Genomic DNA, 15,863 nt, shown 5'->3' with positions numbered 1-15,863 from the left:
CCACTTGTGCACATAGCCCATGATCGGACCTCGCTAGTGTTGAAAGGAGAGCAGGGGATTTACGATGGACGCGCGCATCAGCAAGACAACCGAAGTCGGCAGCCGGCCGGCCAACAATCTGCTGCGACGCTTGAGTCCGGCTGACTACGCGCTGCTGGCACCGCACGTCACCCTGGACACCGCCGGGGCCAACGAGCTGCTCTACAGTCCCGGCGACGATGTCCAGGTCGTGCACTTCCCCTGCGGGCCGTCGCTCGCGACATTTCTCGTTCCCAATGAGGACGGCCGCGACGTCGAGACCATCCTGGTCGGCCGCGAAGGCGCAGTGGGCGGCATCGTCAGTGAGGGATTTTTGCCGGCCTATACCCGCATCTGCGTGAAATTCGGCGGACCATTCGCGCGCATTCACGTCGCCAAGCTGGACGCTGCCAAGATGCGCTCGGCCTCGCTGCGCAACATCTTCGCCCGCTATGCCGACTGCATGCTGGCGCAGATGTTCCAGTCCACCGCCTGCAACGCCATCCACTCCATCGAACAGCGTACGGCAAAGTGGATCATTGCGGCGATGGAGCGGACCGGCGACGAGAGCAGCGTGCCGCTGACGCATGAGCAGCTCGCGACGCTGCTCGGGGTCGGCCGCAGCTATGCGAGCCGCGTGCTCCAGTCGTTCAAGGCCGAGGGCGTGCTCGATACAAGACGCGGCGCGATCCTGGTCCGCAACCTCGACGGCTTGCGCCTGCGCGCCTGCCTGTGCAACGACGCGGTGAAGATGCACTTCGAGGAGGTGCTGCGCGGGGTCTATCCGACCGAGGAGACCAGCCCCGGCTCGGCGCAGGGCTGATCGAGGCCCCGTCCCCGAGCAAAGGCCGGTTTGGTGCTGAATTTGCCCTAACCCCCGGAGATTCCCGGACAAAATTCAGTCAACCAACCAGCAAAGAACACATTGTTTTTTGGCGGTTTTTGCATATATTGCGCCGCAACGCGTAGGGTGCCTGGTCGAGATGGCCGGGCGGCCCTTTTTGGGCGGAAAGCGCCCGTTTCCAGTCTTCCAGCGTTGTTTCGAGAAGAGGTCCCGGTCCGACCGGCGAGATCGCGCTTAACCCATTGTCCGACCGCAAAGAAGCTCACTCATGAACCTCCGTAACGTCGCCATCATCGCCCACGTCGACCACGGCAAGACGACCCTGGTCGACAAACTCCTCCAGCAATCCGGTACGTTCCGCGAGAACCAGAAGGTGACGGATCGCGCCATGGACTCCAACGATCTGGAGCGTGAGCGCGGCATCACCATCCTGGCCAAGGCGGCCTCGGTGCAGTGGAAGGACACCCGCGTCAACATCGTCGACACCCCCGGCCACGCCGATTTCGGTGGTGAGGTCGAGCGCATCCTGAACATGGTGGACGGCGCCCTGGTGCTGGTCGACGCCGCCGAAGGTCCGCTGCCGCAGACCAAATTCGTGGTCTCCAAGGCGCTCAAGGTCGGCCTCAAGCCAATCGTCGTCATCAACAAGGTCGACCGCCCCGACGCGCGCCCGACCGAAGTCATCAACGAGGTGTTCGACCTGTTCGCGGCGCTCGACGCCAGCGAGGAGCAGCTCGACTTCCCGATCCTGTACGGGTCGGCCAAGCAGGGCTGGATGGCCGAGAGCCCCGAGGGTCCGCAGGACAAGGGCATGGAGCCGCTGTTCGACCTGATCCTGCGCCACGTCGCGCCGCCGACGGTCGAGGAAGGGCCGTTCAGGATGATCGGTACCATCCTGGAGGCCAACCCCTATCTCGGCCGCATCATCACCGGCCGCATCTCGTCGGGCGTGCTCAAACCGAACCAGCAGGTCAAGGTGCTGCATGCCGACGGCAAGCTGGTCGAGTCCGGGCGCATCACCAAGATCCTGGCATTCCGCGGTCTCGAGCGCACGCCGCTCGATGAAGCCGAAGCCGGCGACATCGTCGCCATTGCCGGCCTGACCAAGGGCACCGTCGCCGACACCTTCTGCGATCCGACCGTCGAGGTGCCGCTGCCGGCGCAGCCGATCGACCCGCCGACCGTGTCGATGTCGTTCATCGTCAACAACTCCCCGCTCGCCGGCACTGAAGGCGACAAGGTGACGAGCCGCATGATTCGCGACCGTCTGCTGCGCGAAGCCGAGGGTAACGTCGCGTTGCGCGTTGTCGAGGCCACCGACAAGGATGCGATGGAAGTGTCCGGCCGCGGCGAATTGCAGCTCGCGATCCTGATCGAGACCATGCGCCGCGAAGGCTTCGAGCTCTCGGTGTCGCGCCCGCGCGTCGTGTACCAGAAGGACGAAGCGACCGGCGCCACCATGGAGCCGATCGAGGAAGTCGTGATCGACGTCGACGAGGAGCATTCCGGCGTCGTCGTGCAGAAGATGAGCGAGCGCAAGTCCGAGCTGGTCGAGATGAAGCCGTCCGGCGGCAACCGCCTGAGACTGGTGTTCTACGCGCCGACCCGCGGCCTGATCGGCTATCAGGGCGAACTGCTGACCGACACCCGCGGCACCGCGATCATGAACCGCCTGTTCCACGGCTATGCCCCGTACAAGGGCGAGATCCAGGGCCGCCGCAACGGCGTCCTGATCTCCAACGACCAGGGCGAAGCGGTGGCCTACGCCATGTTCAAGCTGGAAGACCGCGGCCCGATGATGATCGAGCCGGGCTGGAAGGTCTACAAGGGCATGATCGTCGGCGAGCACACCCGCGACAACGATCTCGAGATCAACGTGCTCAAGGGCAAGCAGCTCACCAACATCCGCACGACGTCCAAGGACGAAGCGGTGCGCCTGACCCCGCCGATCCGCATGACGCTGGAAAAGGCGCTCGCCTATATCGAGGACGACGAGCTCGTCGAGGTCACCCCGAAGTCGATCCGCCTGCGCAAGAAGCACCTCGACCCGAACGAGCGCAAGCGCGCGGAAAAGTCCAAGGAAGCGGTGGCGTAAGCCGCTCCATACCGTAGTGCCGTAGGGTGGGCCAAGCGTAGCGGGCCCACCACTTGAAATCCCGGTCGACAATGGTGGGCACGGCGCAAGAGCGCCTTTGCCCACCCTACGAAGATGGATCACTCGCCCCAGTGCACAACGTGCGCACAAGGCGGGTGATGACACCTCACTTTGTGGTGGCTTCAGCGCTCTTCGCGAACGTGCTAGAGCCCGCTGATGACCTCCCTGCCCTCCTCCGTCAACGTCGCGATCATCGGCGCCGGCGCAGCCGGCCTCGGCGCGGCGCATGCGCTGCATGGCTCCGGCCTCTCCATGATCGTGCTGGAGGCACGCGACCGGATTGGCGGACGCGCCTGGACCGTGCAGGCCTCGCCTGAGGTGACCTTCGACGTCGGCTGCGGCTGGCTGCACTCGGCCGACAAGAATTCCTTCGTCGGAATCGCAAAGCAGCTCGGCTTCGAGGTCAACAAGGACCTGCCGCCCTGGCGCGAGCGCGCCTTCGGCAACGCGTTTCCGCAGGCCGAGCGCGACGATTTCATGCGCGCGATGGACGGATTCTACGAGCGGCTGTGGCAGGCCGCGCAAAAGGGCAAGGACGAGCCCGCGAGCCTGAGCCTCGATCCGGGCAATCGCTGGAATCCCGTGATCGATGCGGTCTCGACCTACATCAATGGCTGCGAACTGAAGGATATGTCGACACTGGACTGGGACGCCTACGAAGACAGCGACCTCAACTGGCGCGTCCGCCGTGGCTATGGCGCGCTGGTCGCGGCCTATGGCGCCCCCTGCCCGGTGGCCCTGGGCTGCAATGTCACGCTGATCGATCATTCCGGCCAGCGCCTCCGCATCGAGACGTCGCAGGGTACGCTGACCACCGACAAGGCGATCGTCACCGTTCCAACCAATCTCATCGCCGATGAGGCGATCCGCTTCTCACCGCCGCTGCCCGCCAAGGTCGATGCGGCAGCCGGCCTGCCGCTCGGCGTCGACGACAAGGTGACGCTGGCGCTCGACGATGCAGAAGCCTTTCCGAAAGAGGGCAATTTGCGCGGCGCCACCATGCGCACCGAGATGGGCACCTACCACATCCGCCCGTTCGGCCAGCCCTGCATCGAGGGCTTTTTCGGCGGCAGCTTCGCCCGCGAGCTGGAAGACGCCGGCGACGGCGCCATCGCCGCGCACAGCATCGACGAGATCGCAGGCTTTCTCGGCAACGACATCAGGCGAAAGCTGAAGCCGCTGTACGAATCGCGCTGGGCCCACGACCCCTTCGCGAGAGGATCGTATTCACACGCACTGCCAGGGCACGCTGGAGACCGCGCGGTGCTGGCAGCGCCGGTGGATGGGCGGCTGTTCTTCGCGGGAGAAGCGACGTCGCCAAGCTTCTTCACGACGGCGCATGGCGCCAGGGACAGCGGGGAGCGGGCGGCGAGGGAAGCGCTGGCAAGAACCACCAAGACTTAATCTTAGGTCCGCTTGCGCGAGCCGCGCCAAAAAGCCATTCTCAATGGCATCGAGCTGGGGCGAATGATCACAAAACGAGACGGCCGCGGGGACGGTACAGGCGGCAATGCCACAAGAGCCTAAGGAACGGCGAAACTGGACCGACACAGAGCTCGATCTCATCGTCGCCGACTATTTCTTGATGCTCCAAGACGAGGCCATTGGAAGGCCCTATAACAAGGCCGAACACAATCGTCTTCTTCGAGGTCATATCGACCGATCTGAGGGCTCTATCGAATTCAAGCATCAGAACATTTCTGCGGTACTTCTCAAACTCGGTCTCCCGCGAATTGCGGGGTATCTGCCTGCGGCCAACTACCAACAAGCTATCATCGCAGCCATTGACCGCTATCTTTCTTTGCATCCGATGGCTCTCCACCCGGAGAGAGCCATCGACGGGCTGGCGGAGCGGCAAGCGCTTTTTGTTGGAAATCCACCGCCTCTTTTGCCTGCCACGCAGCCTAAGACGAATATTGAGCGGTTAGTCCGCAAATTTAATCCGGTTGAACGCGATTTCCGCAATCGCAAACTGGGTCGCGATGGAGAAGAGCTGGTCTTCCACTACGAGCGCCAAAGACTCAAGCAGCTCGATCGGCCCGACCTCGTAAAGAAAATCAGATGGATATCGGAGGAGCTCGGTGACGGCGCTGGTTACGACATACTTTCATTTGATGCGCAAGGCAGAGAACGCCTACTTGAGGTGAAGACAACGGTTGGCGCAGACGTCACACCGTTTTACATCACGAGAAACGAACTATCTCTGGCTTCAGAACGCCCTGAAGCTTTTCGACTTTGCCGCGTTTTTGATTTCTCAGCGCACCCTCGGATGTTTGAATTAACTCCGCCACTGGAGAAGCTCGTTCACCTTTCGCCGCTCAACTACGAAGCTTCGTTTTCCTGACGAGCTCCTACTCAATCACCCGCACCCGCAAATCCGCATCGGGAACGAAGCAGGCGTCATACTTGCCGAAGATGCGGTAGCGGTTGCGCGCGATGAGGCTGTACACGGGGTCTCGCAGCAGTTTTGGCACGGCAAACAACATCCGCACCCAACGCCATCCCGGCAAATGCGACAGCACGGTCAGCGCGGCGTCGGACTTCATAAAGACCTTTCCGTCATGGACCACCGCATTGGTATCGGGATCGTCAGGATCGATGCCAAACGTACGTGCGAGCCGCGCCCCGTAATCCGACTGGATCGGCGTGAAGCGAAACCGCCTCGCCGTGTCGCGCTTGGCGACGAAGCGGACCCAGCGCGAGCAGAAGATGCAGACGCCGTCGAACAGGATCACGTCATCGTCGGGCCATTTGCTCATCAGTCTCTCTATCTTACGCGTTTTCCTCACGCGAACCGGGATCCACTTCGCTCGAAAACGCTAGCGATTATCCAGCAGCGCGACCAGCATCAGCACGATGGCCGGCCCTGTCTTCACCAGCGCGCCGAGCGGCTCGATCCAGAGGTCGGGCGTGAGGATCGCCGCGCCGACCATATAGCCGAGCGAAGCGACGATGCCTGCGATCAAACCGATCGCCGCGGTGCGGCGGAAGGCGATCAGCATGCCGATGCTCATGTCCATCAGGCTGGTGCCGATGGTGATGGGATCGACCAGCGCGGGCGAAAAATTGTGCGCGGTCAGGATGCCGGCGGCGGCGCGGTAGGAGACGAACAGCGCGATGAAGCCGGAGACGAGCCAGAACGCAATGAGGCTGGCGAAGATCAGCGCCTTGATCAGGAATAGTCGCGCGAACCATTTGTCCTGGATGGTGGCGGGATGGCGCCCGATCGTATCAGTCAACGTCTTCGGCACGATGCCCGTGGCGGCGATCCAGGCGGAGGGATCGCCGGTCACGCCGCGGCGCAGCTCGGCGATGGCGGTGGAGCGCATCGGCGGCATCCAGCCGAGATAATTGGCGAGATCGCCGATCTGCGCGCCGAGATCGAGCATGAAGGATGGCATCACGAGGCGCGGCCAGCCGGCCGTGCCGAAGGCGTGGCGGAACTGTTTGATGACGCCGGCCATGGTGACTGCCTCGGCCTGCATCAGGTCCCACGTCACGGCTTTGACTGAGGCGTCGTCGATATCGCGCGCGGCGAGCCAGGCGATGGTGGCCGAAATGTCCTCGACTGCGACGGACTGGAATGGCGTCGACATCTCCTTCTGCGGCAGATCGAGCGGGAAGGCGGCGAGCGCACGCAGCATCGCGCTGCCGCCATAGGCTGATGGTGCGACGACGAAGCCGGGCCGCAGGACAGCGTGGGGAATGCCGGAGGCTGCAACCAGGCGTTCGGCTGCGCGCTTGGTCGTCGCGAAGGCGGTGCGATCCGCCTCCGCCGTCCCGGGGATCGAGATGTGCACCAGCCGGATCGCGCGGCCGCTGTCGGCGATCGCCTGAAGCAGACGCGCGACGAAATCGCGATGCACTGCGCCGGTGTCGCTGCCGGGACCGTCCTGGAGCACACCGAGACAGTTCACGACGACGTCAACGGCGTGCTCGCTGAAGAGGCGCATCAGCGCGGCTGCACCGAGCGACAAGATCGGCTGCCCGATGTCCAGCGCGCTCATCTTCTGCGCGGGCGACAGGCTGCGCGCGACGCCGACCACGCGAAATCCCCGCACGCGCAGATCGTCGGTGACGAAGCGCCCGATCAGGCCGGAGGCGCCGAGCACCAAAACGGTTTGCTGGGTCATCGCATCTCTCAAAACGGTTTCGCGATCATCAGCCACAGGATCAACATCGTCGCGCCGAAGCCGGGGAAACCGAACGCGAACCAGCGGCGGTAGAGCACGAAGTAGCGTTCAGGCAGAGCGCCGCGCTGCTCGGCCGCCTTGCGCGCGAGATCGCGTATCTCGATCTGCATGAAGACGACGGGGACCCAGAACAGGCCCGCAAAGACGTAGAGCCCAAGCGAGGCCAGCAGCCAGCGTTCCGTGATCGGCATGGCCGAAAGCATCATCAGCACGCCGCCCGTCACCGGCTGGAGGATCACGGCCGACAGCGTGAAGATCGCGTCCGCAATCACCACCACCGAAGCGGTGCGCGCGATGAATTCGGCGTCGTTCGTGCGATGCGCCATCAGCATGAAGAAGGCGATGCCGGTGCCGGTGCCGAGAATGACGATGGCGCCCAGCACATGGAGGTATTTGACCAGGAGATACAGCGTCATGGCTTCTTGGCCGCCGCCGGTTTGGACTGGTTCAGCGCAAGCCCGAGCTCGCGGCTGGCGGCTTTGACGCCGGCTTCGCTCTCGATCATCCAATGCCCTTCGCTGCCGACGACCGGCAATGTGCGGAAGTCCACCCTGCCGCCTCCGCCGCGAAACGCATCCGCCAATTGCCGCGAGAACGCCGGCGCGAAATAGCTGTCATTGGTCGCCACGAGCCATGTGACGGGAATGCGCGCCGCCTTGCCGAACTCGGCCGCCGCGGCGAGAAGCGTCTGCGGCGCGCAGATCCGGTTCGGTTCATCATTGGCGTGGCCACCGCGCCCCGGCGCAAACGCGATGATCGCGGAGATCGCGTTCGGATCGGCGTTCGCGAGCGCCAACGCCCCCCAACCGCCGGCCGAATGGCCGAGCACGACGACCGAGTCTTGACGAACGAAATCCTGCTTTCGCAAAAAATCCAGCGTGAGCAAAATTTCGGCGGCCGTCGCGCGGCCCGAACGCGCGTAATCCGCCTCGTCGCAGCCGCCCTGGTCCTCGACAYAGCGGCCGCCGGTCGCACCATGGCCGAGCCGCTCCGGCACCAGCACGGCGAAGCCGTGCGCGACGAGAAACGCGACCAGCGCGCGGTATTCAGGCTGCGGCATTTGCGCCCGGCGCAGCACATTTTGCGTCGAGGCATGTGCGATCACCGCAAGCCGGAACGGACCGGCGCCGACGGGGCGAAACAGCAGCGCATGCGCGGCAATGTCTTTATCCGGCGATGGCACGCGCCATTGTTGCCGGCGAAACGGCTCGCCCTCCTCACCCGATGACCCAAACGTGACCTGTGCGCACAGAGGCGACGCCATCAGCAAGGGCAGCAGAGGCAGGAGGGCGAAGATGTTGAAGAGGCGCATGAATCGCCGCAGGCGAACACGGACAGCAACGGATCTGCAGGAACGAATCATTTTCGGCGGACTTTTTGCGTTGCCATCGCGGTTCATTGGTTGCCGCAGGGCAGTTTTGCACCGGCAATGGCAGGCCGGTGCCGTTCGAGATGGCGTCTTGTCTTCTTTCGGTACAACATGGTTAAAATACTGATGCACAAAATCCACACGTTAACCGATAATTAACGATAGGTCTTGCCGCCGGCGCGGCGACTTGGTTTGATCGTCTCCATGAGCACAACCCTGATCGAGGTCCGGCCGGCCAAAGCTGCAGATGCAACTGCGGTGGCGTCCACCCATGACGAAGCCTGGCGCTCCGCCTATCAGGGCATCATTCCCGGCGGCGAGCTGGAAAAGCTGATCAACCGCCGCGGTCCGCAGTGGTGGGACAGTGCGATTCGCAAAGGCAGCCGCGTCAGCGTGCTCGTGTTCGGCGACAAGATCGCCGGCTATGCCAATTACGGCCGCAACCGCGCCCGCAGCCTGCACTTCGACGGCGAGATCTACGAGCTCTATCTGCGTCCGGAATTCCAGGGTCTCGGCTTCGGCCGCCGCCTGTTCACCGCAGCCCGCCGCGACCTGATGCAGAGCGGCCTGAAGAGCATGGTCGTGTGGGCGCTCTCGGACAACGATCCGGCGACCGAGTTCTACCGCGCCTTGGGCGGCCGCATGGTGGCGCGCTCCTCCGAGCGTTTCGGGCCGAAGTCGCTCGACAAGGTTGCCTTCGCTTGGACCAATTGAGCTGCTGAAAGTCTAGCCGGCAGCGCTTCCCATCCGTCGATACCGTTGCCTTTTGAGCCGGTAGTCGCTGGATTCATTATTTCACAAAAACACGATGGATTGGCGCGCCAAGCCCGCGTATGACAGCGCCAAAATCGCTGCCGGGCGCGATTTAACCTCGGCAACAACGGAGCCTTGAATGCGTATCGATGCGGTCTCGATCGGAAAAAACGTACCCCACGACGTCAACGTCATCATCGAAGTCCCCGTGGGCGGCGAACCGATCAAATACGAGATGGACAAGGAAGCCGGCACGCTCGTTGTCGACCGCTTCCTCTACACGCCGATGCGTTACCCCGGTAACTACGGCTTCATCCCGCACACGCTGTCCGATGATGGCGATCCCTGCGACGTGCTGATCATCAACACCCGCGCCATCATCCCCGGCGCCGTCATGAGCGTGCGCCCGGTCGGCGTGCTGTTCATGGAAGACGAAGCCGGCGGCGACGAGAAGATTCTCGCGGTGCCGTCGTCGAAGCTGACGCAGCGCTACGACAAGGTGAAGTCGTACTCCGACCTGCCCGACATCACGCTGCAGCAGATCCAGCACTTCTTCGAGCACTACAAGGATCTCGAGAAGGGCAAGTGGGTGAAGATTCTGCGCTGGGGCGGCCCGGAAGACGCGCAGAAGCTGATCCTCGAAGGCATCGAGCGCGAGAAGAAAAAGAAGGCGTGAGATTGCGTGTCCCGGACGCGGTGCATCACGAAGTGATGCGCTGCGCAGCGTCCGGGGCGCGAGACCTGGAGTTAAACCGCCGGCTTCGGCAGCCCGGCGATCGCGCAAGCCGCGCGCAGCGTATTCACCAGCAGGCAGGCGACCGTCATCTGGCCAACACCACCCGGCACCGGCGTGATCGCGCCGGCAACGGCGAGTGCTTCCTGATAGGCGACATCGCCGACGAGACGCGTCTTGCCGTCGTCCTTCGGGATGCGGTTGATGCCGATGTCGATCACGGTCGCGCCCGGCTTGAGCCAGTCGCCGTGCACCATCTCGGGCTTGCCGACCGCGGCATAAACGAGGTCGGCGCGCTTCACGAGTCCGGGCAGATCGCGCGAGCGCGAATGCGCGATGGTCACCGTGGCATTCTCGTTGAGCAGCAATTGCACCAGCGGACGGCCGACCAGATTGGAGCGGCCGATGACGATGGCATTCATGCCTTCGAGCGAGGCGTGGACGCTCTTGGTCAGGATGATCGAGCCGAGCGGCGTGCAAGGCGACAGCGCTTCAAAGCCGCCGGCGAGCCGGCCGGCATTGTTCGGATGCAGGCCGTCGACATCCTTGGCGGGATCGATGGCGTTGATGACGGCCTCGGTGTTCAGGCCCTTCGGCAGCGGCAGCTGCACCAGAATGCCGTGCACGGCCGGATCGCGGTTGAGCTTGGCGACGACGGCCAGCAGATCGGCCTGCGACACGTCGGCCGGCAGCTTGTGCTCGAACGAGGCCATGCCGGCCGCCTGGGTCTGGGTGTGCTTGGAGCGGACATAGACCTCGCTGGCGGGGTCGTTGCCGACCAGAACCACCGCGAGGCCCGGCACCAGATTGTGCTCGCGCTTGACGCGGGCAACCTCGTCAGCGACGCGCGCGCGGAGTTCCGCAGCGATGACTTTTCCATCGATGATCTTGGCCGTCATGTCAGTTCCCTTGGTCTGTCGGTTTGGCGTCTGCCGATCTGGCTTGGGCGAGCTTGCGCAGGGCTTCGCCGAGTCGCGCCGGATCGCCGTCGACCGCGATCTGCTTCAGCCGCGAGGTGGCACCGGATAGCAGCTTTACACTGGCCTTGGGGACGCCGAGCGATTTCGCCAATAGCACCAGAACGGCCTTGTTGGCCTCGCCGCCATCGGCGATCGCGCGCACCCGCACCTTGAGCACGCTGCGGCCGTCGGCCAATTGCTCGATCCCGTCGATGTCGTCGCGGCCGCCGCGCGGCGTCACCCGCAGCGCGATGCTGATTCCTGCGACCGAATAGCGCCAGGGTTCCTTGAAGGCCTCTTTCGCAACCAAGGCGCTCCCGCCTGCTTAGATCACGTTCGGGTAGATGTAATACAGGATCACCCGCTCGATGAACATGATGAGCAGGATCAGGATGATCGGCGAGATATCGAGGCCGCCGAGACTGGGCAGGAAATTGCGAATCGGCGCCAGCACCGGCTCGGTGATCCGGTACAGGAACTCCGCCACCGCCGAAACGAACTGGTTGCGGGTGTTCACGACGTTGAAAGCGATCAGCCAGGACAGGATCGCGGAGGCGATCAGCAGCCAGACGTAGAGGTCGAGCACGATGATGACGATGTCGAGAACGGCACGCATTGAAGACTCTGGCTTTCGGTCGGGATTGACGCTTTTTGCTAGATATCGGTTCCCCCCGGCCCAAACAAGGGAAGTCGGTGCCGGGGATGGTTAAAACCGGGTCACACCCGTCCTTGACTTGACCTTGGCGGGGACTTAAATGGCGCCCGGTTGTCGGCCGCATTCACCAGAGCGGCCGCCAAACGGGGCCATAGCTCAGCTGGGAGAGCGCGTCGTTCGCAATGACGAGGTCGGCGGTTCGATCCCGCCTGGCTCCACCAGCCTTCGCTCGCTTCGCGAGCTACGGCTAGGCAAGCCAGCCGAGCTCCCTCGTAGCGAAGCGAGCGAAGGCTGTCCCGCCATAGCCCGAAGGGCGACGGCGGACCCCATCCACCATCACTGACATTCGCGAGCTACCGCTAAGGCAAGCCAGCCAAGCTCCCCCGTAGCGAAGTGAGCGAAGGCTGCCACGCCATAGCCCGCAGGGCGACGGCGGGCTTCATCCGGAAACCTCTCCCCCTACCCCCCCGTAAACCTCGGCGGCCGCTTCTCCATGAAGCTCGCGACCCCCTCCCGGAAATCGCTGCCGTTCAGCGCGACCATCATCTCGCGGTTGGCCTCGATCGTCGCCTCCGCCAGGGTCTGGAACGGCACCTCGTAGAGCTGGCGCTTGATCACGGCCATCGCGCTCGGGGAAACCATGTCGGCGAGGTCGCGCGCATAGGCGTAGGTCTCCTCGCGCAGCTTCTCGGGCGAGCAGAGCCGGTTCACCAGGCCGATCCGCAGCGCCTCGTCGCTCGACACGCGCCGGGCCGAGAGCAGCAGATCCATCGCGTTGGCGTGGCCGACGATGCGCGGCAGCATCCAGGACATGCCATGCTCGGCGATCAGGCCACGCCGCGCAAAGGCCGTGGTGAAGACGGTATTGTCGGCGGCAAAGCGCAGGTCGCAATAAAGCGCGTGCACGAGGCCGATGCCGGCGGTCGCGCCGTTGAGCATGGCGATGACGGGCTTTCCGATCGACGGATAGAAGCCGTAGCGCGTCTGCCAGTCCGGCCGGCGGTTCATGTCGAAGGGCGGCAGGTTCGAGGCACGCCTGACGTCGTTGGGGTCGAGCCCCTTCAGCGCATCCATGTCGGCGCCGGCGCAGAAGGCGCGGCCCGCGCCGGTGAGCACGATGACGCGGACATCGTCATCCGCGCTCGATGCTTCCATTGCGTGACGCACGTCGCGCTCCATCGTCGGCGTCCACGCATTCATGCGATCAGGGCGGTTGAGCGTAATGGTCGCGACCTTGTCGCTCACCTCATACAGAATGTGTTCGTAGGCCATGACGCTCTCCCTGTGTCTGCCGGCACGCGTTCGCGCGCGCTCGTTAGGAACGAGCCTAGCATATCCAACGGTGAGGCAAGAGCTTGTGCCAAGGCCTTGCGCGAAGGCCTTGCGCAGAGGCGCGATCACTCGGCGGCTTGCGCCAGCACCCGCCGGCGCGCCAGCCAGCCGTCGATGAAATGATCGAGCCAGGCCCGCTCCGCAACGTCGTAGACGGCACGGTCCCCGAAATGATGATGCCGCTCGCGCGCGCCAGGCGCGCTGAGGCCGTCATAGCCGCGCGTGGTCCAGCAATGCATCATCGCGCAGGTCACGTCAGGATGAAACTGCACCCCGAAAGCATTGCCGGTGCGGAACGCCTGGATCGGAAAATCATCGCCTTCCGCAAGCAGCTCAGCGCCGACGGGCAGTTCAAATCCTTCGCGATGCCAGTGATAGACCTGCGCCGGCCAATTCGGGCAGAGCGCGTGGCCCGCGGCGGTCGGGCGGATCGGATAGTAGCCGATCTGGGTCAGCGCCTCCGCATGCGGCGCGACGCGGGCCCCCAACTGCATCGCCAGCATCTGCGCGCCGAGGCAGATGCCGAGGAACGGTCGCTGTTCGCGGAGCGGAATTTCGATCCAGTCGATCTCGCGACGGATGTAGTCGTCGGAATCGTTTGCGCTCATCGGACCGCCGAAAAAAACAGCGCCGGCATGCTGATCGAGCGTATCGGGCAGGGGATCGCCGAAGCGCGGTCGGCGAATGTCGAGGCGATGGCCGAGCGCGCGCAGCGCATTGCCGACGCGGCCGGGCGTCGAGGATTCCTGATGCAGGATGATCAGAACCGGCAACCGGGCTTCGGAGGCGGCGGCGCTCGGCGTCCTTCTGGGGAAGGGCACCAATTCTGCGCCACCAAACCTGTCCGTCCGGAACGACATGGCCTCTGCGAGTGCTATCGGTTCAGACCGCCAGCATAGCTAAGCGGTAGTTAACATCGTGTGAGTTCGCGCACACACGTCCCGATATTGAAGCAAGCTCCGGGCCACTACGGAGCTTTGAGCTTTCTTCAAAGCGATTTCGAGCGAAGTGGATACCGGTTCGCGTCAAGAAAACGCGTCAAAACAAGAAATCAGTGCCTCTGCCTCTGGAACCGGCTGGTGGCGGACAGGATGAAGCCGCGCGGGAAGAAACGCAGCGCGAACGGCACGATCTTGATGCCGAGACCAGGCAGCACTGCCCGCTTGTTGGCCATCAGGCCTCGATAGGCTTGTTGCGCGACATCGGCGGCAGACACGTTGAGAAGAGTTGTGTCATGCCCGGACCCGACGCCGGCGCGCGCCTGGAATTCGGTGGGCACCGGACCCGGGCAAAGTACGGTGACGCGAACGCCGCGCGGCGCGAGCTCCGCCCGCAGGGCCTCGGTGAGGGAAATCACATAGGCCTTGGACGCGTAGTACACGGCCATGCCGGGGCCGGGCAGAAAGCCCGCGACCGATCCGACATTGAGAAGACCGCCCTTGTTCCTGATCAGCTGATCGGCAAAGCGCAGCGACAGATCCGTCAGAGCCCGGACGTTGACATCGACGATGCCGACCTGTTCGACGCGGTCGCGCTCGATCGCATCGCCGAACACGCCGAAGCCGGCATTGTTGACGAGATGGTCGAGCTCGACACCTTCGGCGGCGAGCGCGGCGGCGATTTTGTCACCCGCATCTGCCTCCTGCAGGTCGCAGGCGATCACGATCGGCTTCTTGCCGCCCTTGGCGGCGAGCTCGTTCGCAAGCGCCTCCAGCCGGTCCGCCCGTCGCGCCGTCAGCGCGAGGCGATGCCCGTTGGCGGCGAACACACGCGCCAGCTCCGTGCCGATGCCCGCCGACGCACCGGTGATCAATGTTACCCGCTMAGTCACGATCGAAGTCTCTTGAATTGAAGTTTTTTGGCCCCGCAATGGCGGAACGAGAGCATAGRCCGAGCGCGACAGGCAAGCGTCACCGGCAGCATGGCTGCTTGAGCGGGCAACAGGGAAGCAGGAAAACCACGGATTTTACGGGGAAATCCGGGCCGGGCTGGCCGACGGGTGTATATTAAAGTTTCGTCATGTGGTCAGCACAACCGCCGATAATACCGCGTCGAGACGGTTCAACCCCCGACGGCACCGTCCTTGACCTGACCACCGGCGCGGTTTGCGACCGCATGCTTGAGGTCGATCCGGTCGCGCTGGGCGATCCCGAGCAGGTCGGAGGCGCGCCAGACGACGTTGTCCTCGAACTCGGAGACCTGGCCATCGGCATAGACCAGCTCCCACATCATCTGGACGATGCGCTTGCGGCCCTCTTCGTCGAGCGAGCGCATGATGACACTGGTGAAGTGATAGAGGTCGACGGCCTCGCCCTCGACCTGGGTGGCGTCCGCGATCAGGCGGTCGGCGGTACCGCGATCCAGCCCGAAATGGCTTTCGATCAGGCTGTGCAGCTTGCGCTGCTCGGTCGCCGTCGGCTGACCGTCCAGCGAGACCACGTGAACCAGCAGCGCGGTGGCCGCAAGCCGGTAATCGCCATCGCCGAATGCGCGATCCCCGGCATGAGGGGCCACGATGTCGGCGATGAATTGGCGCAGGCCGTCGAGCATAGGATCCTACCAAAAACGATGAAGCCGCGGGAGTGCGGCCGCCACCAGCATTATATGAGCGGGAAACCCAACCGCCGCAACGTGCGTCAGCTCCGCGCGGGCATTACCTTTCTGCAATCTGGACGAGCTGGTTACCGTCATGACCGGGCTAGTTGTTTAGCCCGGACAGATCACTGACGGGTGTTCGGAGACATAGCTGACACATCAACATTGGCTGGATTGGTCCGATTCGGGAGGCCGTCCATGCCTTGGAGCGAGGTGTCAGTGATGGATCAGCGCCACGAGTTTGTGCGGCTGGCTTT

The 15,863-nt window shown here is 63.8% G+C and carries 17 protein-coding genes and 1 tRNA gene; 7 read left to right on the top strand and 11 right to left on the bottom strand.

The genetic code is table 11. The annotated features are described in order from the left end of the window. Nucleotides 1-64: 64 nt before the first annotated feature. The 4 genes from AB4Z51_RS23870 to AB4Z51_RS23855 all read left to right on the top strand — a co-directional run bounded on the left by AB4Z51_RS23870 (nt 65) and on the right by AB4Z51_RS23855 (nt 5,361). Nucleotides 65-841 carry a Crp/Fnr family transcriptional regulator gene (locus AB4Z51_RS23870; RefSeq protein ID WP_135213906.1) on the top strand — a complete coding sequence of 259 codons (777 nt, stop codon included), beginning with the start codon at nt 65-67 and terminating at the stop codon, nt 839-841. A 289-nt stretch (nt 842-1,130) separates the two neighbouring features. After that, complete coding sequence (gene typA, locus AB4Z51_RS23865; RefSeq protein ID WP_135213907.1) at nt 1,131-2,957, top strand: translational GTPase TypA; 1,827 nt, start codon at nt 1,131-1,133, stop codon at nt 2,955-2,957. A 216-nt stretch (nt 2,958-3,173) separates the two neighbouring features. Next, nucleotides 3,174-4,421, top strand: a complete 1,248-nt coding sequence (locus AB4Z51_RS23860) for a flavin monoamine oxidase family protein (protein WP_441498098.1) — start codon at nt 3,174-3,176, stop codon at nt 4,419-4,421. A gap of 106 nt (nt 4,422-4,527) precedes the next feature. Then, nucleotides 4,528-5,361 (top strand): DUF3883 domain-containing protein, encoded by an 834-nt coding sequence (locus tag AB4Z51_RS23855; protein ID WP_441498097.1) that lies wholly within the window; start codon nt 4,528-4,530, stop codon nt 5,359-5,361. A 7-nt stretch (nt 5,362-5,368) separates the two neighbouring features. Here the strand turns inward: AB4Z51_RS23855 and AB4Z51_RS23850 are convergent, their stop codons facing one another. From AB4Z51_RS23850 to AB4Z51_RS23835, 4 genes are read right to left on the bottom strand one after another with little or no spacing between them, the layout of a single operon-like run. Then, on the bottom strand, nt 5,369-5,776 hold the full coding sequence (locus tag AB4Z51_RS23850) for a thiol-disulfide oxidoreductase DCC family protein (RefSeq protein WP_441498096.1): 408 nt from the start codon (nt 5,774-5,776) through the stop codon (nt 5,369-5,371). Between the two features lie 60 nt (nt 5,777-5,836). Beyond that, on the bottom strand, nt 5,837-7,150 hold the full coding sequence (locus AB4Z51_RS23845; RefSeq protein ID WP_441498095.1) for an SDR family oxidoreductase: 1,314 nt from the start codon (nt 7,148-7,150) through the stop codon (nt 5,837-5,839). An 8-nt stretch (nt 7,151-7,158) separates the two neighbouring features. After that, nucleotides 7,159-7,626 (bottom strand): DUF2269 family protein, encoded by a 468-nt coding sequence (locus AB4Z51_RS23840; protein ID WP_441498094.1) that lies wholly within the window; start codon nt 7,624-7,626, stop codon nt 7,159-7,161. Then, complete coding sequence (locus AB4Z51_RS23835) at nt 7,623-8,522, bottom strand: dienelactone hydrolase family protein (RefSeq protein WP_441498093.1); 900 nt, start codon at nt 8,520-8,522, stop codon at nt 7,623-7,625. Before AB4Z51_RS23835 ends, AB4Z51_RS23840 begins: the two co-directional genes overlap by 4 nt. Nucleotides 8,523-8,783: 261 nt before the next feature. Here AB4Z51_RS23835 and AB4Z51_RS23830 point away from each other — a divergent pair, with 261 nt between their 5' ends. Continuing rightward, nucleotides 8,784-9,293 carry a GNAT family N-acetyltransferase gene (locus tag AB4Z51_RS23830; RefSeq protein ID WP_014490714.1) on the top strand — a complete coding sequence of 170 codons (510 nt, stop codon included), beginning with the start codon at nt 8,784-8,786 and terminating at the stop codon, nt 9,291-9,293. A gap of 178 nt (nt 9,294-9,471) precedes the next feature. Beyond that, entirely contained in the window at nt 9,472-10,008 is a 537-nt protein-coding gene (gene ppa / locus AB4Z51_RS23825; RefSeq protein WP_014490715.1) for an inorganic diphosphatase, read from the top strand. 71 nt (nt 10,009-10,079) lie between these two features. Here the strand turns inward: ppa and folD are convergent, their stop codons facing one another. Genes folD through AB4Z51_RS23810 form a run of 3 tightly spaced genes read right to left on the bottom strand, consistent with a single transcriptional unit; the run spans nt 10,080 to nt 11,640 of the window. Beyond that, nucleotides 10,080-10,964 (bottom strand): bifunctional methylenetetrahydrofolate dehydrogenase/methenyltetrahydrofolate cyclohydrolase FolD, encoded by an 885-nt coding sequence (gene folD, locus AB4Z51_RS23820; protein WP_135213911.1) that lies wholly within the window; start codon nt 10,962-10,964, stop codon nt 10,080-10,082. 1 nt (nt 10,965) lies between these two features. Further along, nucleotides 10,966-11,334, bottom strand: coding sequence for a DUF167 domain-containing protein (locus AB4Z51_RS23815; protein ID WP_063980343.1), 369 nt, complete (start codon nt 11,332-11,334; stop codon nt 10,966-10,968). Between the two features lie 15 nt (nt 11,335-11,349). Beyond that, nucleotides 11,350-11,640 carry a YggT family protein gene (locus AB4Z51_RS23810; protein WP_007598721.1) on the bottom strand — a complete coding sequence of 97 codons (291 nt, stop codon included), beginning with the start codon at nt 11,638-11,640 and terminating at the stop codon, nt 11,350-11,352. 184 nt (nt 11,641-11,824) lie between these two features. Here AB4Z51_RS23810 and AB4Z51_RS23805 point away from each other — a divergent pair. Then, nucleotides 11,825-11,900 (top strand) — tRNA-Ala (locus tag AB4Z51_RS23805). A gap of 238 nt (nt 11,901-12,138) precedes the next feature. On the opposite strand, the gene AB4Z51_RS23800 is transcribed toward AB4Z51_RS23805, so the two are convergent. The 4 genes from AB4Z51_RS23800 to AB4Z51_RS23785 form a co-directional block, all read right to left on the bottom strand. Next, nucleotides 12,139-12,951: an enoyl-CoA hydratase gene (locus AB4Z51_RS23800; RefSeq protein ID WP_441498092.1), complete on the bottom strand. Its 813-nt coding sequence runs from the start codon at nt 12,949-12,951 to the stop codon at nt 12,139-12,141. Nucleotides 12,952-13,076: 125 nt separating this feature from the next. Beyond that, a complete protein-coding gene (locus AB4Z51_RS23795) occupies nt 13,077-13,871 on the bottom strand; it encodes a glutamine amidotransferase (protein ID WP_135213913.1) in 795 nt (264 codons plus the stop codon). 191 nt (nt 13,872-14,062) lie between these two features. After that, nucleotides 14,063-14,842, bottom strand: coding sequence for an SDR family NAD(P)-dependent oxidoreductase (locus AB4Z51_RS23790; protein WP_441498091.1), 780 nt, complete (start codon nt 14,840-14,842; stop codon nt 14,063-14,065). A gap of 230 nt (nt 14,843-15,072) precedes the next feature. Continuing rightward, nucleotides 15,073-15,561 (bottom strand): TerB family tellurite resistance protein, encoded by a 489-nt coding sequence (locus tag AB4Z51_RS23785; protein WP_028151070.1) that lies wholly within the window; start codon nt 15,559-15,561, stop codon nt 15,073-15,075. Nucleotides 15,562-15,863 lie beyond the last annotated feature (302 nt).

It is taken from the genome of Bradyrhizobium sp. 2TAF36 (assembly GCF_052114925.1).
Classification (GTDB): Bacteria; Pseudomonadota; Alphaproteobacteria; order Rhizobiales; family Xanthobacteraceae; genus Bradyrhizobium; species Bradyrhizobium barranii.
The sequence above is the reverse complement of the archived record's forward strand: the minus strand, read 5'-3'. Positions and strand labels throughout refer to the sequence as shown.

Coding starts and splice junctions, on each gene's coding strand:
- folD (WP_135213911.1), bottom strand. CDS start 10,964: ATGACGGCCAAGATCATCGATGGAAAAGTCATCGCTGCGGAACTCCGC.
- typA (WP_135213907.1), top strand. CDS start 1,131: ATGAACCTCCGTAACGTCGCCATCATCGCCCACGTCGACCACGGCAAG.
- AB4Z51_RS23795 (WP_135213913.1), bottom strand. CDS start 13,871: ATGTCGTTCCGGACGGACAGGTTTGGTGGCGCAGAATTGGTGCCCTTC.
- AB4Z51_RS23850 (WP_441498096.1), bottom strand. CDS start 5,776: ATGAGCAAATGGCCCGACGATGACGTGATCCTGTTCGACGGCGTCTGC.
- AB4Z51_RS23860 (WP_441498098.1), top strand. CDS start 3,174: ATGACCTCCCTGCCCTCCTCCGTCAACGTCGCGATCATCGGCGCCGGC.
- AB4Z51_RS23800 (WP_441498092.1), bottom strand. CDS start 12,951: ATGGCCTACGAACACATTCTGTATGAGGTGAGCGACAAGGTCGCGACC.
- AB4Z51_RS23855 (WP_441498097.1), top strand. CDS start 4,528: ATGCCACAAGAGCCTAAGGAACGGCGAAACTGGACCGACACAGAGCTC.
- AB4Z51_RS23840 (WP_441498094.1), bottom strand. CDS start 7,626: ATGACGCTGTATCTCCTGGTCAAATACCTCCATGTGCTGGGCGCCATC.
- ppa (WP_014490715.1), top strand. CDS start 9,472: ATGCGTATCGATGCGGTCTCGATCGGAAAAAACGTACCCCACGACGTC.
- AB4Z51_RS23845 (WP_441498095.1), bottom strand. CDS start 7,150: ATGACCCAGCAAACCGTTTTGGTGCTCGGCGCCTCCGGCCTGATCGGG.
- AB4Z51_RS23830 (WP_014490714.1), top strand. CDS start 8,784: ATGAGCACAACCCTGATCGAGGTCCGGCCGGCCAAAGCTGCAGATGCA.
- AB4Z51_RS23870 (WP_135213906.1), top strand. CDS start 65: ATGGACGCGCGCATCAGCAAGACAACCGAAGTCGGCAGCCGGCCGGCC.
- AB4Z51_RS23810 (WP_007598721.1), bottom strand. CDS start 11,640: ATGCGTGCCGTTCTCGACATCGTCATCATCGTGCTCGACCTCTACGTC.
- AB4Z51_RS23785 (WP_028151070.1), bottom strand. CDS start 15,561: ATGCTCGACGGCCTGCGCCAATTCATCGCCGACATCGTGGCCCCTCAT.